Here is a 24,408-nt window from a genome sequence, read left to right as displayed (position 1 = left end):
ACTTTGGCAGGAACCAGTTTACTCACCCTTCTGGATGATATTGCAACACTGCTCGACGATATCTCGGTCATGGGCAAAGTTGCGGCAAAGAAGACCGCAGGCGTTTTGGGTGACGATCTGTCGCTGAATGCGCAGCAGGTTAGCGGTGTCAAAGCCAACCGTGAATTGCCCGTTGTATGGAGCGTTGCAAAAGGCTCCTTTCTTAATAAATTCATTCTGGTGCCGCTGGCGTTATTGATCTCGGCGTTTGCGCCCTGGCTGATTACGCCGCTGCTGATGATTGGCGGTGCCTATCTCTGCTACGAAGGCGTGGAGAAAGTGCTGCATAGCCTCAATCACGATAAGGCTGAGCAGAGTCCGGAGGCGCGTCAGCAGCGTCTCGACAAACTGGCGCAGCAGGATCCGCGGGCGTTTGAAAAGGACAAAGTAAAAGGCGCAGTGCGCACTGACTTTATCCTCTCGGCGGAGATTGTCGCCATCACGCTGGGCATCGTCTCAGAGGCGCCGCTGCTGAATCAGGTGCTGATTCTCGCCGGTGTCGCCATTCTGGTGACCATTGGCGTGTACGGCATCGTGGCGATGATTGTTAAAATTGACGATTTGGGCTTTTGGTTAAAAGAGAAATCTTCCACGGTCGCGCAGGCCATTGGCGGCGTATTGCTGGCCTTTGCCCCCTGGTTGATGAAAGCCTTAACGTTAGTCGGCACGCTGGCGATGTTTTTGGTTGGTGGCGGCATTGTGGTGCACGGCATCACGCCGCTGCATCACGCCATTACGGAATACAGCGCCGGATTCAACGGTTTGGTCTCGGCACTGCTGAGCAACGGCGCCAATTTGGTGATCGGCTTTATCATTGGGTCGATCGTGCTGTTGGGCGTAAATCTGATTGCTAAGCTGCGCGGCTAGCAGTTATAAAGCGCTGTAAATTTTTAATCACGGTCAGGAGAACGATGATGAACGACGATATGTTTGAATTTGATATCGATGCACAGCTGGAACAGGCTGAAGCCAAAGCGGCAGAAAAAGCCAACGAAGTGCCTGCGGATATCAGCGACGAAGCGGATTGCGAAGGCTGCAAAATCTAATTTTCCTGTCCAGGACGTGCTATCAAAGCCGACAATAAATTTTGTCGGCTTTTTTTATTTACAGAGTTTTTAACTGCTTATTCTGATTTAGTAGCAGTAATAGATTAATCGTATAGGAAAAAATCGGTCACAGCTGCTATACCTAAATTCGGTCATTTAACGATGAAAGAGGGAGGTGCGGTATGATCTTTGCAATCAGTGACGAAGTTCAGCACAAACAGGGCGGACCCACCATGGTGGTCACCGGCTATGCCAGCGGAATGGTAGAGTGTCGTTGGTATGATGGTTACAGCGTGCGACGTGAGGCGTTTCGCAGTGATGAACTCAGTCACGTATCGAGCGCGCAACAGCTGGCCAGTTAAACACATTCGGGACGATGCCTGTCGTCCCGAATGTGGTTCAACCCTGCATTACACCTTACCGTCGTTATCCTCTTCCACCGCCTGATAAATCCGCTGCAGAATATCCGGGAAAGCCGATTGCACGCGACTCCAGCTGGGAATAAAGGGTTTCTCATTCGGACGCTCAATAAAGGCTTGTCCGGCATCGAGAATCGCCTGAGTGAACATCTCTACCGCCGCTTCCTCAATGTGCTGATCAAACTTGAGGCCGTTCATGGTGGCTTCGTGGTTGTAGATCTCCATCATGTCCAGCGCATTACGGTAGTAAGTGGCTTTCAACACCCGGAACGAATCGCTGGTGAGCGGCACGCCCATGGTGGCCAGCTTACGCAGCAGCGACTGCACAATGTCATTGCTCATGCGTTTCAATCCGCCGGTACCATCATCTTCGGCCAGCGGCTGATGCTTGTGGTCGTAGTTATCGGCGATCTCAACCTGGCAGGTCTGACGCGTGGTGTAGTTACGATAAATCTCCGACAGCACGCCAATCTCTAATCCCCAATCGCCGGGAATCTTGATGCCGTTGAGCACATGCGTGCGCATGGCAAACTCGCCAGAGAGCGGATAGCGGAAGCTGGTGAGGTAATCAAGATATTCCGAGTGACCGTAGACTTTCTGCAAGGAGCGCAGCAGCGGACCGACCAGCAAACGACCGACGCGGCCATTCAGCTTGCCGTCGGCGACGCGCGCATAAAAACCTTTGCAGAACTCATACTGAAACGACGGATTGGCCAGCGGATAGAGTAAACGCGCCAGCATGCCGCGTTCATAGGTGACGATATCGCAGTCGTGCAGCGCCACGCACTGAGTGCGGTCGGAAGCCAGCGTGTAGCCAGTACAGAACCACACATTGCGCCCTTTGCCGGGTTGGCTCGGCGATAAACCCTCTTTATCCAGTTCGGCATCCAACGCTTTCAGGCGCGGCCCGTCATTCCATAAAATGCGATGGCGCTGCGGCAGGCGGGAGAAGAACTCACGCGCAAACAGAAACTGGTCGCGATCGGCGCGGTCGAGGCCAATCACAATCTCCTCCAGGTAAGGTACCTTCGCCAGTTCGTTAACGATATTATCCAGCGCCGGGCCTTCCAGTTCCGAGAACAGCGACGGCAATATCAGCCCCATTTTGCGTTTGCGTGAGAAGCGCACCATCTCTTTTTCCAGCGATTCGACGCTGCGGTGGGTGAGATTATGGAAATTAGTAATGACACCATTCTGGTAAAAATCACTCATCGTCTCATCCTTTTGGTTAAAGGCCGTTACTCATTCGGCGCAAGAAAATAGTCCAGACCTTCACGCCAGCCCTGCGGACCGACGTGCGCGGTGTGGTAAACGTTCTCAGTATCGGTGCGTTGCAACTCCACCGGCGTTTTACTGAAGCCTTTTATCACCACGGCATAATCAACGCGCTCCAGCATCGGCACATCGTTAGGACCATCGCCCAAGCCGATTGTGGTGCGCGCTTCTCCTTCCTGCGCGGCGAGATGCTGCTGAATGTCCGCCAGCGCGATACCTTTGCCGGTGCCGGCGGGCATCACATGCCAGAAACGCCCGCCCTGGGTTAACGCCAGATTGTGTTCTGCCAGCGCCGCGCGGAATTCCGGTAAACGCTGTTCGTCATCGCGCCACAACACCACTTCCGACGCTTCGCGCAGGCGGCTTTGGCTGGCTTCGGTAAGGGTTAAACCGGTAAAACGTGCGACTTCGGCATCACTAAATTCATGAAAGCCGTTGAAGCGAAATCGTGCCTGCAACGCCTGCAGCGTCTGGCACAGCGCATGATAGCTGGCGCTGGTTTCGATCGGCGGCGTGTGTTCACCGCCCAACACCACGCGCGCACCGTTTTCAGCAATAAAGGGCGCACCGACAATGCCTAACTTCTTTTGTAGCGGAATAATCTCGGCCGCCGTTTTGCTGGAACAAATCACCAGCGGAATCTGATGTTGTTGCAGACGCGCCAGCCATTCACTGGCCGCATCCCAGTTATAGTCATGATGATCCAGCAATGAGCCATCAAGATCGGTAATGATCATCAGGGAAGAGTTAAGACTCAGCATCATCACACTCCTTACGCCAGTGGCATCCGTAAAGCGAAGAGTAATCAGTATAATAGCGGAATCGCGATCACACTTTTTCCCGCGACCCGGCCAGCGACATCCAGGATAATTCTTAAATGGCAAACGTGACGGAAGGCGCGATGCACATTTCGTGCACAGCTGAAACCAGCAGTGACGCGGCGCGTAGGACGATTCACATGAATGCTTATACAAAATTGTTCGATTTACATGCAGGGATGAGTCTTGTCTTAATCAGACTAAGGCGTAATCTGACAGGGTGTTAAGAATTCCCTGGTGTAACGAACTTACTGATTTACTTTACCCGGCCATCCCGCCGGGTATTTTTTTGAAATCGATTTCAGCGGTTCACTTCGCTGCTGGCGAAGTCGCGAATGTCGAGTTCGAAGGCTTCCGCTAGCTCGGAGTAAGAGTCATAGGCTGCGCCATTTACCGTAACGCGATGCGCGTCTTCGGCTTCCATAAACTCTTTTACCTCGCCCGACGTTCTCTTCTGAATCGCTTCCAGCAACGCATCAACATCGACATTCACTTCGCGCTGAACTGTCTCGCTGTACTCTTTTGCAGTGGTCATGGCGGCCTCCCGGAGGCAATCGGATCTACACCAGTATAGTCGTTGGTGAAAAGAGGGCGCGGAGGGCAAATGGCAGGCAAAAAAAAGCCCGCGCTGCGCGGGCAAAAATCCTTGTTACTTTTAGGTTGACTGCGCCTTTGGGGTTGGTGCAGTACCGAGAAGTGTACGAGCAGGCTGCGTCAAAAGTCTCTCTGCGAAACGTTAAGAAAGCGAAAAAGCGCATCTTGACAGAGTTTTACCTGCCTTTAAGTGCACAGTGCGTAACAGCGACTATGCTTAGCGATTGATTGTTAAGTGATATCAGGGAGTGAATATGGACTTTTTACGTATTGTCATCGCCATCTTGGTTCCGCCACTGGGCGTATTCTTGCAAGTCGGTTTTGGTGGGGCTTTCTGGCTCAATATTCTGCTGACGTTGTGCGGCTACATTCCAGGCATCGTGCATGCGGTGTGGGTTATCGCCCGACGCTGATCGCGATCAGGCAGTGTTGATTATCTTCCGTTAAACTGTGTCGCAGGACAATTTGTGGAGAGTAATCAATGAAGGTTAACGATCGCGTTACGGTTAAAACCGACGGCGGCCCGCGCCGTGTGGGTACGGTGCTGGCAGTGGAAGCATTCAATGAAGGCATCATGTATCTGGTGGCGTTAGAAGATTACCCGCTGGGGATTTGGTTCTTTAATGAAAGCGATCATGCTGAAGGGGTTTTTGTGGAGCCGTATGAAGAGGCTTGATTGATTTTTCCCTCACCTTTCCCCTCTCCCGCAAGCGGGAGAGGGGAAAGATCGGCGCACCATCCACTCCTTTGCCAATATGTGGGAGAGGGCCGGGTGAGGGACAACGCGCACTACCTCAAATCAAAACGTTTCCCAGTTATCATTCCCTGACGTCGCCAATGCAGGACGTGGCGCCAGATTTGGCGTACGCAACGCAGACTGCGCCGCTTTAGCCACGTGCGCCACCGGCGCGTCATTCAAACGGAACACCGCCACCGCTTGCGTCAATCTGCCGGCCTGATCTTCCAGCGAAGCCGCTGCCGAAGAGGCTTCCTCAACCAGCGAGGCGTTCTGCTGCGTCACGTTATCCATCTCGGTCACCGCCAGGCTCACCTGCTGGATGCCACGGCTCTGCTCATCCGACGCGGCGGCAATCTCCGCCATAATGTCCGTCACGCGCCGCACCGCTTCAACAATCTCGCTCATGGTATTACCGGCTTCACCGACCTGGCGTGAACCGTTGGTGATCAACCCTACCGATTCAGCAATCAGCGTTTCAATCTCTTTCGCCGCCTGCGCACTGCGTTGCGCCAGGTTACGCACTTCGCTGGCCACCACGGCAAAACCACGGCCTTGCTCACCGGCACGCGCCGCTTCCACCGCAGCATTCAGCGCCAGAATATTGGTCTGGAAGGCGATGCTGTTGATGACGTTGGTGATCTCGGCAATCTTTTTCGAGCTGCCAGAAATATTGTTCATGGTTTGCACCACGCCGCTCACCAGATCGCCACCGCTGCGCGCTTTGCCTGAGGCATCGGCGGCCAGCTGGCTGGCGTGATGGGCGTTCTCGGCGTTCTGTTTCACCGTGGCGGTGAGCTGCTCCATGCTGGCGGCGGTTTGCTCCAGCGCGGAGGCCTGCTCTTCAGTACGTGATGAGAGATCGGTGTTACCGGCGGAAATCTCGCTGGAACCCTGATAAATCGCTACCGCGCCTTCTCGCACCGTACCAACGGTACGCACCAGCGAGGCCTGCATTAGCTGCAGGTTATGCAGCAAGCTACCAATCTCGCTGCGGCCATAGGCTTGTTCCGGCACGGTGAGATCGCCTTGCGCGATACGCTCGATGCGATCGACGGACTGACGTAGCGGGGTGATCACCACGCGACGCAGGAACACGAAGGTCAGCAGCACCAGCAGCAAGGCGGCAACAAACGCCACCGCCATAGCAATAAAGCCAATGCGTGATTGATGCGCGGCTTCGGCATTAATCGCTTCAGCGCGGTCAGTACGGATTTTAATCGCCTTCAGCAGCACGGCGTTGTAGGCATCATCCAGTTTGCGCGTGACGTCAGTTTCCTGCGCCACAATGCCTTCGAAGCTGCCCTGTTTAGCCGATTCAATCATCGGCTTGAGACCTTTATCAATATAAGCATTGAAGCTGGCGGTCAGCGGTTCATCGAGTGCAATATCCGCCGGCGTTTTCGCCTTGCGATCCATATAGAGTTTAAAACCTTCGCGCGCTTGTTTAATACGCGTCTCGGTGCGCGCTAAATCGGCACGATAACCATCCATTTCACCAATACGCGCGGCGGCACCGGATTGCAGCACATTGAGTCGCGCAGTACGCAGATGGTTAGAACTGTTAGAGATGCCCATACGAATTTGAATTTCTTCGGTGGCATCGTTCAGGGAATTATTACTCTGAATCAAAAAGTAGCTGGCGAGTCCAATGCACAGGGCAAAAAGCAGCAGAATGCCACCAAAGATCATACTGAACAAAGGCATCAGGCGCAGGTTCTGCCAGATGCTGAGCTTATATTGCTCATCAATCGATGCTGTTTTCATATCCTTGCTCTCATGTAGGTAGGTGTTATGAGAATAAGCATCGGCAGGCAGGGAGAAAGGATTAGGCAGGAAAGTGGGATCAAACTCTCAAAACGTGAAAAGGGCCAATCAGATGATCAGCCCTTTTATTCACTATAGGTAATTATCGCACGTTAACATAAATCCCTGAGGTGACATTATCAGTCAAACGGACGACATGATAAATAACCTGCTTATTATGGGTTTTAATTTTACGTTTAATATTACCTTTATGTGACGATACGGTTTTGGCTTTAATTTGCATGTTCTCAGATATCTGAATGGTGTCATGACCTGACATCCACATTTTCAGCATATTTGATTCAGTCTGACTTAATGTCAGTGGATGCACGTCGAGCCCGGCAGAAATACGCGGCGAAGCGTTGAGTTTCTTTTGCAAATAGGTGCCTAACAACGAATCCAACGTCGAAGTTTTTATCGATTTTGATGTAATAATCAGGTTCTTACGAACGTAGAGGTATTCCTCAAAATGGATATTCGAGATCGCCATGAAAATAAAGAATAAGGTATCAGGATGCTGCATGATAATAGCACGAATACGATCGCTGGAATCAGATTCGTGAATAAAGCACTCTTCGTTGATAAACACAACGCCCGGCTTAATTTGCTCACATCTTTGTTGCAATTGGTCGATATCCGAGACAGGAGTAATATTTTTCTTTTTAACTCCTTTCGCAGACATATAGTCAGACAAACCCAGGCGTGTGTAATTACATGAATCCATAATAATCGTTGGCATTATAGCGACCCTCACCAATTTGTTATCCGTTTAAATCAACGATGAATACGCGTTTGCGGTACGAGAGAAATTTCCAAAGACACTTTTTTATTCTGCTCAGCAGATTGGCGATAGTTGTCCATGCGCCATCATGACTCTTCCCTGAACCGTGCTGCGAAGTTTTTTTTATAGTACATCCACGTCACTCTCATCTCAGCCATAGTGGGAATGGCTAAGGATTTGCATTAAGTGTTTTATTCGCTCTGTTTTGAGAGCCCTGTCACTATCGCGCAGATCACAGACAAATCTGATAGGACAAATCTTAAAAACATTTGTGTGGCGAAAGTATGACGCTTCAGCGAGCGTTGACAATGCCGGAAAAAAGGGATTTAGACAAGAAAAATCGCTGTGAAATTTTTTTTGTTTAAAAACAGCCCTTTGAGCATTTAATCAACCGATTCAACAGGTTTAACCCCTTAGGAATCGTCTGACTAAAATACGCGAAGCGCGGTTTAATAAGAATAATTTTCACCAAAAATGCGCACTTATCAGAATTTCCTCAGTTGATTTCTGAGAAATATGGTTCAGAAAATGCACTAACAGATTTTGAATGCTTAACTATTACTTAAGGGCGTCTACAGAATAGTTAATCAACGGGCGCGGGAAAGTTCTGACACAAACTGGGCGAGTAAATCAAAGACTTCGCTAAACAGATGTTCGCAGAAGGGAGCAAGCAGCGGCATCATCAACCCTACGCTGAGGATGCCCACCGTTAAGGTAATCGGGAAGCCAACCGCGAAAATAGAGAGTTGTGGTGAAACACGGTTTAACAAACCTAGTGCCATGTTTAGCGTGAGGAGCAGAACTATTAAGGGCAGCGCTAACATCATGCCATTAAGGAAAATTAATCCCGCGGATTTCACCAACGCCATAAAAGCATTGGCGTTGAGCGGCTGATCGCTGATTGGCAACGTATGAAAACTGTCCACCAGCAGTGAAATCAGCCACAGATGTCCGTTGAAGGTAAGAAACAGCAGCATGGCCAGCATATCGAGAAAACGAGCCAGCACCGGCATGTTCAGGCGGCTGCCCGGATCGAAGAAGGTGGCGAAGGACAATCCCATCTGCAAACCAATCACTTCCCCCGCCATGCGCACCGCCGCAAAGGCGAACTGCATGGTCAGGCCGATGCTCACGCCAATCAGCAGCTGTTGCAGTAGCAACCAAAATCCCGCGGGTGTAAACAGGGTCGCCTCCACCGGCGGTAGCACCGGCAGGATGATCCAGGTGGTCAATACCGCGAGGCCAATCTTGACGCGTTTGGGAATCGATTTTTCGCTCAGCACCGGCGCGCTGGCGAACAGCGCCAGCATACGCACCATCGGCCAGAAGAATTGTGCGACCCAATGGATCAGCTGGCTGCTGTCGAGGTTAATCATTAGCCAATAATGTACGGCAGATTGCTAAACAGCGTGCGAATGTAATCCAGCATCAGATTAAGCATCCACGGACCAGCGATTACCGCCGTAGCGGCGACGGCCAGAATCTTGGGGATAAAGGAGAGCGTTTGTTCGTTAATCTGGGTCGCGGCTTGCAGCACGCTGATGATCAACCCGCTGATCAACGCCACCAGCAACATCGGCGCGGCCATCAGCAGGGCTACACGCATTGCTTCCTGGCCCATAACCATCACTGATTCAGGTGTCATGCTGCACTCCTCGAGAAAGAAAGGTGAGGGCGAACGCCACTCAAGAGTAGAAACTTTGCGCCAGTGAACCCACCAGCAGCTGCCAGCCATCCACCAGCACGAACAGCATCAGCTTGAACGGCAGGGAAATGGTCGCCGGCGGCACCATCATCATCCCCAGCGCCATCAGTACGCTGGCGACCACCAGATCGATGATCAGGAACGGAATGAACACGGTGAAACCAATCTGGAAGGCGGTTTTCAGTTCACTGGTGACATACGCCGGCAGCAGAATACGCATCGGAACCGCTTCCGGACCCTGAATCGGTGCGGTGTTGGCCAGACGGGCAAACAGCGCTAAATCGGCTTCGCGCGTTTGACGCAGCATAAATTCACGCAGCGGCTGAGCACCTTTGTCAATCGCGTCCGCCATACTGATTTTGTCCTGGCTGAACGGCAGATAGGCGTCGGAGTAAATCTTGTCGAAGGTCGGCGCCATGATAAAGAAGGTCAGAAACAGCGCCAGGCCGAGCAGCACCTGGTTTGGCGGCGCCGACGGCGTGCCGAGGGCGTTACGCAGCAAACCAAACACAATAATGATGCGCGTGAAGCTGGTCATCATCAGCAGCACCGCCGGAATAAAGGTCAGCGAGGTGATGAACACCAGCGTCTGTACCGGCAGCGACCAGCTCTGGCCACCGTTCGCCAGCGGCTGGCTGATTAAGCCTGGCAGCTGCGCATGCGCAACCGGTGCCAGCAACAGCAGCGGCAAGAGAGGAAGTAATCGACGCATCATTGTGGTTTTCCGGGACGTTTAACCAGGTTCTGGAACAGCTGACGAAAATCCTGTGGCGCAGCGCTTTGATTTGCCCGTTCTTCCGGCGGCAGCGGCGGTAACGAATGCAGATGGGTGATCTGCTGGGCGGTCACGCCCAACACCAGACGCGCATCGGCGGTATCGACAATGACCACACGCTCACGCTGGCCAACCTGCACCGTCGCGCTGACTTTCAGCGCCTGGCCGGTCACCGTTTTCGGTGCAAAGCCAAGGCGTTTGGCCAGCCAGCCGCAGCCGAGAATCAGCAGAACAATTACTGCCAGCACGCTGCTGACCTGGCCAATCACCGAACCGGTTGAGACCACCGGCTGGCTGGGTACCGGTTGTTCGGCTTGCGTGTGTTTTAACATGCTTAACGGCTCAGACGACGCATACGTTCAGACGGGGTAATGATGTCGGTGATGCGCACGCCATATTTGTCGTTCACCACCACCACTTCACCCTGCGCGATCAGATAACCGTTGATCAGAATATCCAGCGGTTCCCCGGCCAGGCCATCCAGCGCCACCACCGAACCCTGCGTCAAGCGCAGCAGCTCTTTAATGGTCATTTTGGTGCGACCCAGTTCCACGGTCAGTTTGACCGGGATATCCATGATCAGATCGATATCCTGCAGCGAGCCGCTGATGCCAGGATTTTCCAGCGACTTGAACACATTTTCAGTTGGATCTGGCGCGCTGGTGGTGGTTTGTTCGTTCATAGCTGCAGCCCACAGATCGTCCGCGGAGATGTCGTCGTCGGACGGTTTCTTGTTGTCACTCATCGGGCTGTTCCTCGTTCAGCGAATTCAAAATCGGGTTAATCAAATGTTCTACACGCAGCGCGTACTGGCCATTGATGGTGCCGTATTGGCTGGTCAGCACCGGCACGCTATCGACGTGAGCGATGATGCGGTCCGGCTTCTCAATGGGCAGGACGTCACCGGGTTTCAGCTGCAAAATACGTGACAGGCGCAGCGATGTTTCGGCGAAATGGGCAATCAGCTCCAGCTCCGAGTGCTGCACCTGTTTCACCAGATTGTCGCGCCAGTGATTATCTTCCCGGCGTGAGTTTTCCAGTGGGGGATTGACCAGCAGCTCGCGCAGCGGCTCAATCATCGAAAACGGAATACAGATATTGAATTCACCGACCAGGTTTCCAATCTCTACCTGGAACGGCGTGTTCACCACGATGTCATTCGGTGAAGTGGTGATGTTGGTGAACTTCACCTGCATCTCGGAACGCACATACTCCACTTCCAGCGGATAAATCGCTTTCCACGCGTCGCTGTAGCCATCCAGCGCCAATTTCAACATGCGGCGAATCACGCGCTGTTCGGTATGGGTAAATTCACGTCCTTCAACTTTGGTCGGGAAACGACCGTCGCCGCCAAACAGGTTATCGACAGCAATAAAAACCAGGCTCGGTGAAAACACCACCAGCGCCGTGCCGCGCAGCGGCTTCAGGTGAATCAGGTTCAGGTTGGTTGGCACCGGCAGGTTGCGGGCGAACTCGTGGTACGGCTGAATCTTGATCGCACCCACACTAATATCGGGGCTACGGCGCAGCAGGTTAAACAGCGCCATACGGAAATGACGGGCAAAGCGCTCGTTAATGATCTCCAGCGCCTGCAGACGCTCACGTACGACGCGGCGCTGAGTATTGGGATCATAGGGACGGATATCGCCATCGGTCCCTTTGGAACTGTTCTCTACTTCCGCACTGTCACTGTCGCCATTAAGCAGCGCGTCAATCTCAGCCTGGGAGAGAATGCTATCGCCCATTAAATCACCTCAAAATGAAGGCGGTAAACAGCACGTCATTGACAACCTGAGCCGGTTGGCCTTTTACCAGCGGCGGCGCCAGCACCTGTTTGATCTGCTCAACCAGGGCCTGTTTGCCTTGCTCTGTAGCCAGAGCCGTCGCGCTTTGACGCGAAAGCAGTAACAGCAGACGGCTGCGCACTTCCGGCAGGTAATCGTTCAACCGACGACGGGTATCCTCATCGGGCAGACGCAGGGTGAACCCCACGTACAGCACACGGTCGGGATCGTTGTCAGGATTGACCAGGTTTACTGTAAACGTATCCATTGCAAAAAATACGGGAGCAGCCGGTGGCTCGACTTTCGCCGCGTCCGGTTGGCTGCCTTCGTGTTTATTCATCATTCGCCAGACTGCATAGCCTGCCACGCTGCAAGCGGCCAGCGTTACAATCAGTAACACCGGTAGTAGTAGTGAACGTTTGCGGCCTTTAGCTTTCGCGTTATCAGACATCTTGCAGTTACTTCCTGTGAATTATGGGCAAGCCTCTCGGCTTACCTGGACAGATTATCCCGCGTCTTAAGTCAAACAATGGGAAGAAAAGACGCGGGTTTTACGCTTACCTTCAGCGTTTAGCGGCTATCAGGCAAAGATATCGACAGCGCCGTTACCGGCCGCGCGCGCTTGAAGGGCTGCCGGGACGGCAATAGGCGTTATCTCGTTGTCACTGTCCTGGGAGAGGGTAAAGCTGCCGTGCTGTCCGTCACGACGTCCTTCCTGCTGGCCCTGATAACTCTGGCCCTGTGCGAAGGCGTCGCTGCTGACGTTACTCTGTCCCAGGTTTATTCCGCTCTCCGCCAGCGCGCTACGCAGCTGAGGAAGAGCCGCTTCCAGCGCGGCCCTCACTTGGCTGTGGCTGGAAACCATATTTAACTGTGCCTGATCCTTATCAAGGGTCAGGCTGATCTGGATAGCGCCCAGATCCTGCGGATGTAGACGCAACTCGGCGTTCTGCTGCCCGTTGCGGCTAAACATCACAATCTGCTGACTCAGCGCCTGCTGCCACTCGCTGCTGCCGAGCTGCGCATTCAGCATGGGCGTCGACGGCGTGGTGCTTGTCGAAGCGGTGCTGCTTACCAGCGAGCTGGTGGCGCTGAGCGGTGCGCTGGTGAATGGTGTCACCGGGTCATCACTGCTCTGCGCGGCGCTGCGCGCTTCCGGCTTACTCAGCGCATTCAGCACCTGCTTAAAACTCTCATCCAGCGTCAACCCGCTGCTGTTACTGGCGGTGGTGCTGACGCTGCTGCTCTGCGTGCTGCTGGCCGTTTGCGTTAAGAGCGTTACAGCATCGCTGGATTTCTTCTGTGCGCCATCCTGCTGCGCGTGCTCTTCTTTTACTGCACCGTCCAGGGAACCCCTTAACAGTGCGGTATTAAGCGAAGCGCGAGTGTCGGTTTTCCCTTCGCCTGCGCTGCTACTTACGCTGGTTGGGCTGGTGCGGTTCTCTACCGCCACCGGCAACATGGCGAATAACGCCTGCACATTCTGTAAGTCGCTGGCAGTTAACGAACTTGCCTCACTCTTGTCTTTATCATCGGCTGATTTCAGCGTGGCTTTAGTGTTTTCCGGCTGTAAAAGTGCGTTTAACGCATCGGGTTTCTCCAGCGCCTGTAATAACGCGCTTAGCGAAGCCTTACTGACGTCTTTTTCATCAACTTCTGCTGTCAGATCAGTCGATTGCGTGTTAACAGCTTGTTGCTTTACCAGCGTCAGCAAGCGGTTGCCGAGTTCAGTAATAAATCCCTGCGGCAGCGACTCCGCGCCCTGCAAAACATCTGATGAAACTGAAGTGTCAGCGTCTCCCAAAACCGAGGTTTGCGTAGCAACTGTTGGCAGCGTAATCATTCGCCTTTCCTCAATGCGGCCCGTTGGGCAAATTCATCCATCCGTTTCTGATCGAGACGGTTTTCTTGTCGTAATGCGTTTTCCTCAGCGCGCGTAATCAGCGTTTGATAAGCATTGAGCCGCTTATGCTTTTCACGCCAGTTGCTCAGCGCGCTGTCGAGGCGTTGATTCCACTGGGAAAGCTGTTGGCGATGCTGTTCGATGGCTTTTTCCAGCGTCTGAATAAACTGGTGATAATTGGTCCAGCGCGTGCTGGCGATGCCGCCGGACATATCCTGATTGAGCTTGTTGCGATACTCATCCTGATAATCCAGCAGCATGCTGAGTTGTTCGTCGGCCTGCTGCACACCCCGGCGCATATCGCCAAGGTGAATCACCGCACTCTCCAGTTCCTGCTCCGCCATATCGCGCAGCTTGTTGATCGCACTGGCCGTTTTCATCACTTAACCTCGTTTGGCGTTAACCGAACATCGCCTGCAGATGCAAACAGGCATCGTCGTAGTCGCTGCGTTCGAAAATGCCCTGATGCAGGAAGGCTTCCATCTCCGGATAGAGCTTGATGGCGCGGTCCAGCATCGGATCGCTGCCTGCGGCATACGCACCCACACTCACCAGATCGCGGTTACGCTGGAAGCTGGAGAGCAACTGTTTAAACTGACGCACGCGCGCGTAGTGCGTCTCATCAATTAATGAGGTCATGGCGCGGCTGATTGACGCTTCGATATCAATCGCCGGATAGTGACCGGCTTCCGCCAGACGGCGCGACAGCACGATGTGGCCGTCGAGAATGGCACGCGCCGAGTCGGCAATCGGGTCTTGCTGATCGTCGCCTTCGGTCAGCACGGTATAAAAGGCGGTGATTGAACCGCCGCCGTGCGTACCGTTACCGGCGCGTTCCACCAGCGCGGGCAGTTTGGCGAACACCGAAGGCGGATAACCTTTGGTCGCCGGCGGCTCACCTATGGCCAATGCGATTTCACGTTGCGCCATGGCGTAGCGGGTGAGGGAATCCATAATCAGCAGCACATGCTGGCCGCGATCGCGGAAATCTTCAGCGATACGCGTGGCATAGGCGGCACCCTGCATACGCAGCAGCGGCGAGACGTCCGCCGGCGCGGCGATCACCACCGAACGCGCACGGCCTTCGGCACCGAGAATATTTTCAATGAACTCTTTAACTTCACGGCCACGTTCACCAATCAACCCCACCACGATCACGTCGGCTTTGGTGTAGCGCGCCATCATGCCGAGCAGCACGCTTTTACCGACGCCGGAACCGGCGAACAGGCCCATACGTTGACCGCGACCCACGGTGAGCAGGGCATTGATGGCGCGCACGCCGGTATCCAGCACATCTTCAATCGGCGTACGTTGCAGCGGGTTGAATGGCGCGGTGATCAGCGGGGCGCGATAGCCGGTTTCCGGCGCGGGTAAACCGTCGAGGGGTTTGCCGCTGCCGTCCAGCACGCGACCCAGCAGTTCCGGGCCCAGCAACATCTGTTTGCCGCTGTGCCCGCTGTCGCCACTGACGCGCGCATAAACGCGTGCGCCCGGTAAAATACCGTCGACTTCTTCCAGCGGCATCATCAGCAGTTTCTGCCCGTTGAAGCCGACCACTTCACTTTCAACTTCAGTGATCTTGCTGCCATCGGTACGTTCAATAATGCAGGTAGCACCGAGCGGCAGCTGCAGGCCGGTGGCTTCCAGCACTAAGCCGGTGGCGCGCGTCAGGCGCCCGTAACGACGCACGGTTTGTACCTGCGAAATGCGTTCTTCGAAGGCGTCGAGCGCGCCGAGCCAGCGTGAAAGGCGTGAGGAGGTCATTACAGTGTCCCCGGAGCGGCCAGGCGGCACAGCTCCTGCCAGCGTGTTGCCACGCTCGCATCAAGGTCGCCATCTTCGGCGCTAAGCTTACAGCCGCCAGGATGCAGCGTGCTGTCGGCCAGCAAGCGCCAGCCGTGCAGATCGAGCGTTGGACCCAGCGTCTGCTCGATGCGTTGCAGATCGTCCGGATGGACGCGCAGCTGCGGTTTGCCGCTGAACATCGGTTCCTGCTGAATCAGCTGCTGGATTTGACGCAGCAGGGCGGTGCCGTCCACCTGCGTGGCCTGGCCAATCACCGTGCGCGCGGCTTCCAGCGCCAGCTGCATCAGACGTGAAGCGATCACGCTGTCGAGCGCTTCGAGCGTGTGATGGAACTCGGTCACCAGCTGCTGCATGCGTGCCTGCAGCGGCGCTTGCTGCTGCTGCGCATCGGCTAAGCCTTGCTGGAAACCGGCGTCATAACCGTTCTGTTGCGCTTCGGCGAAACCTTTCTGATAGCCTTCGCTGTAGCCTTGCGTCTGCGCATCTTTGCGCATCTGCTGCTGCATGCGTTCCAGCTGTTGCTGCTGTTCCGCTTCGGCGCTCAGTTCGACATCGTTCTCCGGCTCCTCTAACTGAGGCTCCGGTTCGGCACCGAACGGGCTGCCTAAATCATCAGGCTGCCAGCGCTGCCACGCGCGGGCGGAAAAGGCATCAGACATAGGTTTCCTCGCCACCACCAATCACCATCTCGCCGGATTCTGCTAAGCGGCGCACCACCAGAAGAATGGCCTTCTGCTCGTTCTCCACCGCCGACATACGTACCGGACCCCGGTTGGCCAGATCGTCGCGCAGGATATCGGCCGCACGGGCGGACATGTTCTTGAGGAACTTCTCGCGCAGCGGCTGTTCGGCACCCTTCAATGCCACCAGCAACTGTTCGGATTCCACTTCCTGCAACAGACGCTGGATGCTGCGGTCGTCCACTTCCACCAGGTTTTCGAACAGGAACATCTCGTCGATGATCTTCTGTGCCAGCTCGCCATCGAAGTCGCGTACTGCTTCGATAACCGCTTCTTCCTGCTGGGTTTTCATCAGGTTGATAATTTCTGCTGCGGTTCTCACGCCGCCCATCTTCGCGCGCTTGAGGTTGGTGCCGTCGAGCAGGCCATTCAGTACTTCGGTCAACTCCGCCAGCGCCGCCGGCTGGACACCGCCGAAGGTGGCGATACGCAGCATCACATCGTGACGCAGACGCTCGTCGAACAGCGCCAGAATATCCGCCGCCTGGCCACGTTTGAGGTGGACAAGGATGGTGGCGATAATCTGCGGATGCTCGTCGCGAATAAGGTCGGCCGCCGCCTGTGGCTCCATGAAGTTGAGCGTTTCCATGCCGCTGGTGGTCTCGTTTTTCTCGAGAATATCTTCCAGCAGACTTGACGCTCGCTCCTCGCCCAACGCTTTGATCAGCACCGAACGCAGATAATCGTTGGAGTTGAGGCTCAGCGCCGCAAACTGTTCGGCATCGGCTTCGAACTCGCGCAGCACTTCGGTCAGCTGTTTGTGTGAAACCTGGCGCATGTTGGCCATGGCACCACTCAGGTGCTGAACTTCACGCTGGTTAAGGTGTTTGAACACCTCCGCCGCGCGCTCTTCGCCGATGGTCATCATCAGAATGGCGCTTTTTTCTGTACCGGTCAGACTCATAGTTCTTTACTCATCCATTCGCGGATAACCAGCGCGACGACGCGCGGATCGTTTTCAGACATGTCGCGGATACGCTGGCTCATCACCTCGGCGCTCATGCGGTTAGTAGATTTACGCTCCTGATCCAGCTCGTCTTTGCTGAGCTGAACGTTAAAGGCTTCTTCTTCTTCCATGGCCGCAGAGCGTGCCGCCAGCGCTTCAGCCGCTGCCTTCTCCTGCTCTTTCTTACGCACCAGCTGTGGACGTACCAGCTTGCGATAGAGGATGAAGCCAACCAACGCCACCAGCAGCCAGCGACCGGCAGTCATCAACTGATCGAAGAACGATTGCTGCTGCCAGAATGGCAGGTCGCCACCGCTTGGCTCGGTCATGTTGAACTGAGAGTTCACCACGTTGACGCTGTCGCCACGGGTTTGTGAATAGCCCATCGCTTCACGGGTTAAATCTTCAATCTGCTTGATCTGCTGCTCGTTAAGCGCCACCGCTTTGCCTTTTCCGTCGTCGCGGTAGTTCACCACTACGGCAACCGACAGGCGCTGCACATCGCCGACGTTCAGCTTGGTATGACGAATGGTGCGGTCCAGCTCGTAGTTCACCGTGTCGTTGCGCGTTGAGCTGCTCGGACCAGAAGGCTGTGCGGTACTGGTGGTGCTGCCGTTATTCTGCGCATTGGCGGTTTGCGCGTTGGCGTTTTGGCCGTTGGCATTATTGTTGTTATTCGTTGGCGGATTGGTCACCGGCGCGGTATTGGCTGGCGCAGGCTGATTCGACAATGCACCCGGCACGCCGCCTGGATACGGGCTGCCATTCTGTTCGGAGTTGCTGGTCTGGCGTGAACGCACCGCGCTGTTGTTAGGATTGGCGTTCGGCTGGTATTTCTCGTCGGTCTGCTCGCTGCGGTCGAAGTTGATCTGCGCCGTCACCTGCGCATGCACATTGCCCTGACCGACAATCGGATTGAGGATCGCTTCGATACGCTGCTGGAAGCGCGCTTCCACTTCAGACGCATATTTCAGTTGCGCGTCATTCAGGTCGCGACCTTCGCTGTCAGAGCGGGTCAACAGACGACCGGCCTGATCGACAACGGTAACGTTGCCCGGCGGTAAACCGGCCACGCTGCTGGAAACCATATGCTGAATGGCCTGAATCTGGCCTTCATCTAATGCGCGGCCTGGCTGCAGGTTCAGCGTCACCGAGGCGGAAGGGGCTTTCTGCTCACGCACGAATAAGGTCGGTTTCGGCATTGCCAGATGCACGCGTACGCTCTTCACCGGACCGAGCGTTTCGATGGTGCGCGACAGTTCACCTTCCAGCGCACGTTGATAGTTGATCTGCTCGCTGAACTGGCTGATCCCGAACTTCTCTTTGTCCATCAGTTCGAAGCCAACGTTGCCGCCTTTCGGTAAGCCTTGTTGTGCCAGACGCAGACGCAGCTCATGCACTTTATCGGCGGGCACCATCAGTGCTCCACCGTTATCGGCGAACTGGTAAGGGATGTTCATTTGCGTCAGCTGCGTGACGATCGCGCCACCATCCTCATCGGAGAGGTTGTTATAAAGCACGCGATAGTCTGGCGCTTTTGCCCACAGCACCAACGCAAACACCACCGCGATAACCGCAGCAGCAGCGATAATTAAGGGAATACGCGGGTTGGCGCGCAGGCGGGCGAGAAGGTCATTGAAGCCTTTCTTAGCTGTATCCTGTGTAGCGGCTGCACTCGCATTCATGACCGATTCCTGCCTGACATTATTGATCGGGTGTGGTGTTGTGGTGACAAAACGTACTCCCTGAAGACTTCTCCCCTAAAATCGGGAGAGGAGAAAAATTAAATTCCACTTAATGGCAGGCATTATTTGTTGAAAGCCGCGACATCGATGGGTGGATAAGCCGGGTTTTTTGCGGTCATTTAGCGCCTTTGTCCTATTGACAGTGTGTTAACTTTCTCATCGTGAAAATTTAATCACTTCTTCATTAGGGGTCAGGCAATGTCAATTCAGGCGATTGAGGGTGTGCTGCAGCAGCTGCAGATGACGTCTCTGCAGGCCAGCGGTAAGCAAGCGGAGTCCACTAATCAGGTCGATTTCAGTGCCACCATGAAAGCAGCACTCGACAAGATCAGTGAAACCCAGACTACGGCCCGCGCTCAGGCACAGGATTTCGAAATGGGTAAACCGGGCATCCAGTTAAATGATGTGATGGTCGATCTGCAAAAATCCTCTATTTCCATGCAGATGGGCGTGCAGGTGCGTAACAAACTGGTGTCGGCGTATACCGATATTATGAGTATGCAGGTTTAGTTTCTTTCGGGTATTTCTTTCGGGTATAGTCCAGCGCGGTAATGGTGTTATATCAGGCGGGAAGGTTGCTGCATCACAGTGAGTACACCGCCAAACGCGCTGCCTTATTTTGAGAAGAGGATTCTCACGTGAAGAAAACCCTGTTGTTTTTAATCGCTATTGTCCTGCTCACGGGATGTGACAAGGATGACGCGACTTACTACCCGCAAATGAAAAACTTTGCCTATCTGTATCAATTCGAAGCGCTGCCCGGCAACGTCAAAACGACCCATCAAACGCTGTTTACCGCCGACGGCCAGCAGATCTTCGAAGTGAATGTCGATTTCGACCGCAACGGCTGTCCGACGCACGTGAAATCGGTGCGCAAACAGGGCGAAGTGATTGATGTCACGCGCGATGGCGACCAATTAAAAGGCAGTGAAAACGGTCAGGACGTGGTGGTGACGCTGGATAAGAACTGCGCCATGGTCAAGAAAGTCACGCCGACCATGACCGTGGATATTGCCTATAACAAACAGGGTTTGGTTGAGCAGATCTCATCGCCTGCCTCCGATGCCGCGTTTTACCTCGCTTATAATAGCGCCGGTGAAATGGCGGTATTGAGTATTACCCAGGCCGGAACGGAAGTGTCGCGTGCTACCGCGGTGCGAGCAGAAGATAAGAAAAAGATCTCTGACGTGGTCACCACGGTGAAGCGAAATGACCAAATTAAAACCGTCAGTAATGTCTGCAAATACAAACACGATGTTCCCTATTATTGCGACATTATTAGCGTTGACGCGGCAGGCAACGTGATTGATAAGCAGTATGGCAATATTGAGGTAACGTATTACTGATTGGTGGGGTCGCCATGCATGGCGACCAACACTATTTAATCTCCGGCCACGCCACAGCCGGGAATCCATTCAGCAGCGGATAAGCAAACAGGAAACCCTGGAACTGGCTAATGCCTGCGGCTTCCAGCCACATCCACTCTTCAGCTTGCTCGACACCTTCGGCGATCACCGCAATCTCCAGCGATGCGCAGCACTTAATAATGGCGTGCATGATCGCCTGCTTCGGTCCGCTTTTATGCACATCGCGGATCAGCTCGCGATCGATTTTGATTTTGTCCGGCTGGAATTTTGATAACAGCGACAAGCCAGCAAAACCGGCACCAAAATCGTCCAGCGCCAGGCTGATACCCGCCGCTTTCAACTTTCTCACTTCGGCAGCGAATTCATCCGAGCGCGAAATGATCTCATTTTCGGTCACTTCGACGATCACCTGTTGCGGCACCAGCCCGCTGGCGTTGATCTCAGTAAGCAGGAATTCCACCGCGTTTGGCACCGTCACCAGTGACATCGGCAGCAGATTGATCGACAGACGATGCTCGCTAATCCCCAGTTTGCTCGCCACGCGAAAGGCCAGACGTTTCGATTTGATATCCGCGTGATAAATCGCTTCGCCGCCAAACGCGGAGAAATACTCATCGGGTGAACCACCGTTAGGCGTGCGGATCAGCGCTTCAAACGAAGTGACGCGGCGCGCGAAGGGATCGATGATGGGTTGAAAAGCAAAGCGGCAATCCTGCAGGCTCTGATCGATACCCTCCAGATCGTTCTGCCATTCAATATCCGGAACAAATTCCCAGGTATTGGCTGGCGGGATCTCGAAGTAGTTCTCTTTGTCGCGCGCCACCACGAAGGTACGCAAAAACTGCAGCGCGCGATCTTTGTAGGTGAGCTGATAACGCGAGGTGCCTTTATCCAGCACGGCTTGCAGCACAGTGTCCTTGTCATGCTCGCGCAGATCGAACAGCTCCATGCCGACTTTGCCAAAACGGCGTTCAGGCGCGAAGTCGTGCATTAACTCCACCAGATTATGGTGGCGTGCGTCCTGACAAATACGCTTGTATATGCCCTGAACGGACTCACGCGGTCCTTCCAGCAACTGGAAGAAGTGCAGGCCGTCGAACAGCAGGATGCCAGTAACGTCGAAGTTTTTGTTTTTGCTATTGGCTTTAGCAACCATATCTTCGAGCGTTTTGATTGGCACGTGATCGTGCAGATGGCTGCGGTAAATAATTGTGGTGAGCATCGAGATTGTCCGGATAATTTATTATTTTGCGACTAGATTAGCAGCCTTACCGCGGGGTCTGTCCATAGCTTACCGCGATCAGGCTAAACTTTTTTTATTATAACAGCTTAAGCGAAGCGGCTAGCCGCTTCGGTAACGTCGCAACTCCATCAGCGTGCCGATAATTTCTAGCGCCGATTCCGCCGAATGCAGCTGCGGAAAATCATCATTCAACGCGCGCAATGTGAAGATCTGCTCATCCTGCTGTTGCGTTTGCAGGCGATAAATCCGCACTCGTGCCACGCCATCCACCAGCGCCAGCACCACATCGCCCGGCTGCGGCTGAACGTCAGGATCAAAGATCACTTTGTCACCGGGCCGGTAATCGGGCTGCATCGCCTGATCGTCTATCGTGACCGCCAGCGCGCCATCGCCCAACTGACTCTCGCTGTAGAGAAAGTGCGCAGCCTGCTGTTTGAGCAACAACCGTTCTTCGCTCAACCACGCTGACGCTTGCGCCAGGCTAATCAATGGCACCGCCGCAACCGGTGCGGCTTTGGCGTGGGTGGCAAACACTTCGCCATCCCCGTCGATAATCCATGCCGCCGTGCATTGCAGCCACTGCGCGAGCCGCAGCAAATTCTCGCCACGCGGTACGGTTTCCTCTTTTTCCCACTGCGATACAGCCACATGCGACACCCCAATACTTTTGGCCAGCGCCTGCTGCGTCAACTGTAGAGCTTTACGTCGTGCCCGGATGCGCTCACCGGAAGATTCTTTTTTCATCATCTTGACATCTCCTGAAGGAACGACTTAAGTATACTTAAATTCATAAGTTAAAGTAAACTTAAATTCAGGCGTTGACCGCGAAGCTGGCAAGGGTGGTCAGCGTGCTTATGGGGCACATCCCTTGCCAGGGGTGAGAGGTGAAGCATGGAAAGTAGTTTAGTCACCAGCGTAGGTGCGTTGCTTCTCGGCGGCGGCGCAGCAGCTGTGTTCTGGAAACCGTTAATGGCGGGTATCGCCGCTATCGTCACCAGCAATCGTGCCGGTGGGGAGATCATCACCAGTTACAAAGAACAGGTGATGCTGCTCAAAGAAGGTCACGCCTTGATGCGCCAGGAAAACGATGAATTGCGCATCCGACATGACAAAAACCTGCGGCGTATCTCTTCGCTGGAAACCGATCTGCGGCTGATAAAAAACGCCCTGAGCATTTTGCTGGCCACCACGGAAGCCGAGCACAGCGATAAGTTTCGCAGCCAGGTTAACCAACTGATTACCACTCTGGAGGAGAGTCGTGATGATGCAGATAAACAGTGAGTACGTAGTGAAAAACCATCGGCGCCAACTGTTCTTCGGCGGCTTTTTGCTGATGTTGTCGTTGATGTGCGTGGCGATGACGGTGCTATTCCTGTTCGTCAGTAACAGCGCCAATCAGCGTGTTGAAGAGATTCGACAGCAATATCGAACCATATCGGAACGACGTGAAGCGCGCGTGGCGGAGCTTACCAGCCAGCTGGTGGCGCTGCAGAACAAGCTCGATGGCACCGTGAAACACCCGGTCAGCAATCCGGCTGACAAAGGGAAACCGGCAGAAGGAGATAAGTCGCCACCTCAACCCAAGCGTTAAGGAGGGCATCATGCGAATTACCCCGTGGATTGCAGCCCGTCTTGCCCGACTGCGATCTTTATTCAGTAAGAAGGAGAGCATTATGAGCGATCAAACTGTCATCAATCCAACCAGCACCATCGCATCGTCACCAGCGGAAGATTTTGCCAACGAAGTCGCCACGCCCGTTGCTGCACCGACGGCGACCGCAGCACCTGAAGCGACGCCTGCTGTAATAGCAGAAGCACCTCCTGAAGTTGCGCCCACAGTGGTAGCGGCAGCGGCACCGGCTGAAGTTCCACCGGCTACGGCACCCGAGGCGATAACCGCTGCACCCGCGGAGGCGGCGGCCACTGCCGCGCCTGAGGCGGTAACGCCTGCTCCAGCCGAGGTTGCGCCGCCCAGCGAACCGGAAGTCGCTGCTCCCGCTGCAGCCGATGCGCCGCCAGCCGCCGCAACGGCGCAGAGCCACGACGGAACTCAGGCGTTCTCAGAAGGGGTGAAGGATTTTGTCAGAGCGTTTAGCTTTGTCGAGCAGGGCGTAATCAAGCTGGGCGATGCCGCGAAGGATGAGCTGATTGATCTGGCGAGGAAGTATCTGTAATGCCTGACGACTCAGCATCGGGGACCGGGATGTCCCCTGTTTACTAACAGGTTTTAGTCACTTCCGATTATTCCTAAGGCAGCTTCGATATTTTGCACTACCTTTAATCATTCAAGCGTTATTTAAATCGTCTTATTAAGCGAAAAGGAAGATAGCATGAGTGATACAGAAACTGTAAAAACCAAAACTGAATACTTGCGTGATGTCACCTCCCAGCTTAAAGAGATGCGCCATTACGCGCAGACCAACACTGAGACGCTATCTGCCCACTGGCTGGCGTTTGATGCGGGTGAGTATAAAGACACCGAATACGCGGGACGCTTCGACACCTTGCTGAACAAGCAGGGCAAGCTGCTGGATGACATTGATGAGGCGATTCAGGATCTCGAAATCGCCATCAACCATGCCGAGCAGGAAAGCTAAGCGTTTATCGCACTGGTGGCCTAATCGGCCACCAGCCACATTTCTGCCTCATCGAACATCTCTTCAACAATCCGCGCAACTGTCGCTTTATCGTTCTTACTCATATCAGTATCTATCGCGTTACGCTCCATCGGTTTGACGCGCACCTCAATATCGGGAAAGACGCGCTGTACACGCTTTTCCAACTCCTGCAAAATCATCTCGCGTGCACCCGGTAATCCGGCCACGTTACGCTTATCGTAAATCAACTCCACAAACATCAGGGTCGTTCCATTCATTGGAT

Annotated in this window: 32 protein-coding genes; 11 read left to right on the top strand and 21 right to left on the bottom strand. The window is 54.2% G+C overall.

Annotated elements, in window-relative coordinates:
- Positions 1-3: 3 nt before the first annotated feature.
- The 3 genes from ACVLVH_RS06500 (at position 4) to ACVLVH_RS06490 (ending at position 1,447) form a co-directional block, all read left to right on the top strand.
- Positions 4-906: a DUF808 domain-containing protein gene (locus ACVLVH_RS06500; protein WP_101763943.1), complete on the top strand. Its 903-nt coding sequence runs from the start codon at positions 4-6 to the stop codon at positions 904-906.
- A gap of 44 nt (positions 907-950) precedes the next feature.
- The gene (locus ACVLVH_RS06495; RefSeq protein ID WP_255253243.1) at positions 951-1,085 is read left to right on the top strand and encodes a hypothetical protein; all 135 of its coding nucleotides are present in this window, start codon (positions 951-953) and stop codon (positions 1,083-1,085) included.
- Between the two features lie 182 nt (positions 1,086-1,267).
- The gene (locus ACVLVH_RS06490; protein WP_101763944.1) at positions 1,268-1,447 is read left to right on the top strand and encodes a YodC family protein; all 180 of its coding nucleotides are present in this window, start codon (positions 1,268-1,270) and stop codon (positions 1,445-1,447) included.
- A 48-nt stretch (positions 1,448-1,495) separates the two neighbouring features.
- Here ACVLVH_RS06490 and ACVLVH_RS06485 read toward each other — a convergent pair whose 3' ends face one another.
- From ACVLVH_RS06485 to yodD, 3 genes are all read right to left on the bottom strand, one after another.
- Positions 1,496-2,716: a glycosyltransferase family protein gene (locus ACVLVH_RS06485; RefSeq protein ID WP_101763945.1), complete on the bottom strand. Its 1,221-nt coding sequence runs from the start codon at positions 2,714-2,716 to the stop codon at positions 1,496-1,498.
- Positions 2,717-2,742: 26 nt separating this feature from the next.
- Entirely contained in the window at positions 2,743-3,540 is a 798-nt protein-coding gene (locus ACVLVH_RS06480; RefSeq protein ID WP_309836655.1) for a mannosyl-3-phosphoglycerate phosphatase-related protein, read from the bottom strand.
- Positions 3,541-3,898: 358 nt separating this feature from the next.
- Positions 3,899-4,132, bottom strand: coding sequence for a YodD family peroxide/acid resistance protein (gene yodD / locus ACVLVH_RS06475; protein WP_498949006.1), 234 nt, complete (start codon positions 4,130-4,132; stop codon positions 3,899-3,901).
- A gap of 313 nt (positions 4,133-4,445) precedes the next feature.
- Between yodD and ACVLVH_RS06470 the strand changes: the two genes are divergently transcribed.
- A complete protein-coding gene (locus ACVLVH_RS06470) occupies positions 4,446-4,604 on the top strand; it encodes a YqaE/Pmp3 family membrane protein (protein WP_007891469.1) in 159 nt (52 codons plus the stop codon).
- 68 nt (positions 4,605-4,672) lie between these two features.
- Positions 4,673-4,867 (top strand): protein DsrB, encoded by a 195-nt coding sequence (dsrB, locus tag ACVLVH_RS06465; protein ID WP_101763947.1) that lies wholly within the window; start codon positions 4,673-4,675, stop codon positions 4,865-4,867.
- Positions 4,868-4,990: 123 nt separating this feature from the next.
- On the opposite strand, the gene ACVLVH_RS06460 is transcribed toward dsrB, so the two are convergent.
- The 15 genes from ACVLVH_RS06460 to fliF form a co-directional block, all read right to left on the bottom strand.
- Positions 4,991-6,694 (bottom strand): methyl-accepting chemotaxis protein, encoded by a 1,704-nt coding sequence (locus ACVLVH_RS06460; RefSeq protein ID WP_498949003.1) that lies wholly within the window; start codon positions 6,692-6,694, stop codon positions 4,991-4,993.
- A 142-nt stretch (positions 6,695-6,836) separates the two neighbouring features.
- A complete protein-coding gene (gene rcsA / locus ACVLVH_RS06455) occupies positions 6,837-7,472 on the bottom strand; it encodes a transcriptional regulator RcsA (RefSeq protein ID WP_008105413.1) in 636 nt (211 codons plus the stop codon).
- 629 nt (positions 7,473-8,101) lie between these two features.
- Entirely contained in the window at positions 8,102-8,890 is a 789-nt protein-coding gene (gene fliR / locus ACVLVH_RS06450; RefSeq protein WP_280171821.1) for a flagellar biosynthetic protein FliR, read from the bottom strand.
- Entirely contained in the window at positions 8,890-9,159 is a 270-nt protein-coding gene (gene fliQ / locus ACVLVH_RS06445) for a flagellar biosynthesis protein FliQ (RefSeq protein ID WP_008105408.1), read from the bottom strand. Before fliQ ends, fliR begins: the two co-directional genes overlap by 1 nt.
- Before the next feature lie 40 nt (positions 9,160-9,199).
- The gene (fliP, locus tag ACVLVH_RS06440; RefSeq protein ID WP_061723562.1) at positions 9,200-9,931 is read right to left on the bottom strand and encodes a flagellar type III secretion system pore protein FliP; all 732 of its coding nucleotides are present in this window, start codon (positions 9,929-9,931) and stop codon (positions 9,200-9,202) included.
- Entirely contained in the window at positions 9,931-10,326 is a 396-nt protein-coding gene (fliO, locus tag ACVLVH_RS06435; protein WP_192411593.1) for a flagellar biosynthetic protein FliO, read from the bottom strand. The genes fliP and fliO overlap by 1 nt, the downstream gene beginning before the upstream one ends.
- 2 nt (positions 10,327-10,328) lie before the next feature.
- Positions 10,329-10,739: a flagellar motor switch protein FliN gene (fliN, locus tag ACVLVH_RS06430; RefSeq protein WP_498949002.1), complete on the bottom strand. Its 411-nt coding sequence runs from the start codon at positions 10,737-10,739 to the stop codon at positions 10,329-10,331.
- Positions 10,732-11,739, bottom strand: coding sequence for a flagellar motor switch protein FliM (gene fliM / locus ACVLVH_RS06425; RefSeq protein WP_064739115.1), 1,008 nt, complete (start codon positions 11,737-11,739; stop codon positions 10,732-10,734). Before fliM ends, fliN begins: the two co-directional genes overlap by 8 nt.
- A gap of 4 nt (positions 11,740-11,743) precedes the next feature.
- On the bottom strand, positions 11,744-12,229 hold the full coding sequence (gene fliL / locus ACVLVH_RS06420) for a flagellar basal body-associated protein FliL (protein ID WP_101763951.1): 486 nt from the start codon (positions 12,227-12,229) through the stop codon (positions 11,744-11,746).
- A 129-nt stretch (positions 12,230-12,358) separates the two neighbouring features.
- The gene (locus ACVLVH_RS06415) at positions 12,359-13,621 is read right to left on the bottom strand and encodes a flagellar hook-length control protein FliK (protein WP_498948999.1); all 1,263 of its coding nucleotides are present in this window, start codon (positions 13,619-13,621) and stop codon (positions 12,359-12,361) included.
- Entirely contained in the window at positions 13,618-14,061 is a 444-nt protein-coding gene (gene fliJ, locus ACVLVH_RS06410; RefSeq protein ID WP_064739112.1) for a flagellar export protein FliJ, read from the bottom strand. Before fliJ ends, ACVLVH_RS06415 begins: the two co-directional genes overlap by 4 nt.
- A gap of 19 nt (positions 14,062-14,080) precedes the next feature.
- Positions 14,081-15,445, bottom strand: coding sequence for a flagellar protein export ATPase FliI (gene fliI, locus ACVLVH_RS06405; RefSeq protein WP_008105395.1), 1,365 nt, complete (start codon positions 15,443-15,445; stop codon positions 14,081-14,083).
- Positions 15,445-16,146: a flagellar assembly protein FliH gene (gene fliH / locus ACVLVH_RS06400; RefSeq protein ID WP_498948997.1), complete on the bottom strand. Its 702-nt coding sequence runs from the start codon at positions 16,144-16,146 to the stop codon at positions 15,445-15,447. The genes fliI and fliH overlap by 1 nt, the downstream gene beginning before the upstream one ends.
- On the bottom strand, positions 16,139-17,131 hold the full coding sequence (fliG, locus tag ACVLVH_RS06395) for a flagellar motor switch protein FliG (protein WP_101763955.1): 993 nt from the start codon (positions 17,129-17,131) through the stop codon (positions 16,139-16,141). Before fliG ends, fliH begins: the two co-directional genes overlap by 8 nt.
- Positions 17,128-18,858: a flagellar basal-body MS-ring/collar protein FliF gene (gene fliF, locus ACVLVH_RS06390; protein WP_101763956.1), complete on the bottom strand. Its 1,731-nt coding sequence runs from the start codon at positions 18,856-18,858 to the stop codon at positions 17,128-17,130. Before fliF ends, fliG begins: the two co-directional genes overlap by 4 nt.
- A 258-nt stretch (positions 18,859-19,116) precedes the next feature.
- On the opposite strand from fliF, the gene fliE reads away from it, so the two are divergent.
- Positions 19,117-19,428, top strand: coding sequence for a flagellar hook-basal body complex protein FliE (gene fliE / locus ACVLVH_RS06385; protein WP_008105389.1), 312 nt, complete (start codon positions 19,117-19,119; stop codon positions 19,426-19,428).
- Between the two features lie 128 nt (positions 19,429-19,556).
- The gene (locus ACVLVH_RS06380; protein ID WP_498948996.1) at positions 19,557-20,264 is read left to right on the top strand and encodes a YnfC family lipoprotein; all 708 of its coding nucleotides are present in this window, start codon (positions 19,557-19,559) and stop codon (positions 20,262-20,264) included.
- Positions 20,265-20,295: 31 nt separating this feature from the next.
- Here the strand turns inward: ACVLVH_RS06380 and ACVLVH_RS06375 are convergent, their stop codons facing one another.
- Both ACVLVH_RS06375 and ACVLVH_RS06370 read right to left on the bottom strand, forming a co-directional pair.
- A complete protein-coding gene (locus ACVLVH_RS06375; protein WP_498948994.1) occupies positions 20,296-21,507 on the bottom strand; it encodes a diguanylate phosphodiesterase in 1,212 nt (403 codons plus the stop codon).
- 120 nt (positions 21,508-21,627) lie between these two features.
- Entirely contained in the window at positions 21,628-22,275 is a 648-nt protein-coding gene (locus ACVLVH_RS06370) for a S24 family peptidase (RefSeq protein ID WP_110866416.1), read from the bottom strand.
- 144 nt (positions 22,276-22,419) lie between these two features.
- Between ACVLVH_RS06370 and ACVLVH_RS06365 the strand changes: the two genes are divergently transcribed.
- The 4 genes from ACVLVH_RS06365 (at position 22,420) to ACVLVH_RS06350 (ending at position 24,125) form a co-directional block, all read left to right on the top strand.
- Entirely contained in the window at positions 22,420-22,809 is a 390-nt protein-coding gene (locus ACVLVH_RS06365; protein WP_007891426.1) for a hypothetical protein, read from the top strand.
- The gene (locus ACVLVH_RS06360; RefSeq protein WP_192233531.1) at positions 22,790-23,119 is read left to right on the top strand and encodes a hypothetical protein; all 330 of its coding nucleotides are present in this window, start codon (positions 22,790-22,792) and stop codon (positions 23,117-23,119) included. The genes ACVLVH_RS06365 and ACVLVH_RS06360 overlap by 20 nt, the downstream gene beginning before the upstream one ends.
- Positions 23,120-23,201: 82 nt before the next feature.
- Complete coding sequence (locus ACVLVH_RS06355; RefSeq protein WP_498948992.1) at positions 23,202-23,702, top strand: hypothetical protein; 501 nt, start codon at positions 23,202-23,204, stop codon at positions 23,700-23,702.
- A 156-nt stretch (positions 23,703-23,858) separates the two neighbouring features.
- Positions 23,859-24,125, top strand: coding sequence for a hypothetical protein (locus ACVLVH_RS06350; protein ID WP_101764034.1), 267 nt, complete (start codon positions 23,859-23,861; stop codon positions 24,123-24,125).
- Positions 24,126-24,145: 20 nt separating this feature from the next.
- Here ACVLVH_RS06350 and ACVLVH_RS06345 read toward each other — a convergent pair whose 3' ends face one another.
- On the bottom strand, positions 24,146-24,385 hold the full coding sequence (locus tag ACVLVH_RS06345) for a DinI-like family protein (protein ID WP_101764035.1): 240 nt from the start codon (positions 24,383-24,385) through the stop codon (positions 24,146-24,148).
- Positions 24,386-24,408: the final 23 nt, after the last annotated feature.

This window comes from Kluyvera sp. 1366 (assembly GCF_054823405.1).
The sequence above is the reverse complement of the archived record's forward strand: the minus strand, read 5'-3'. Positions and strand labels throughout refer to the sequence as shown.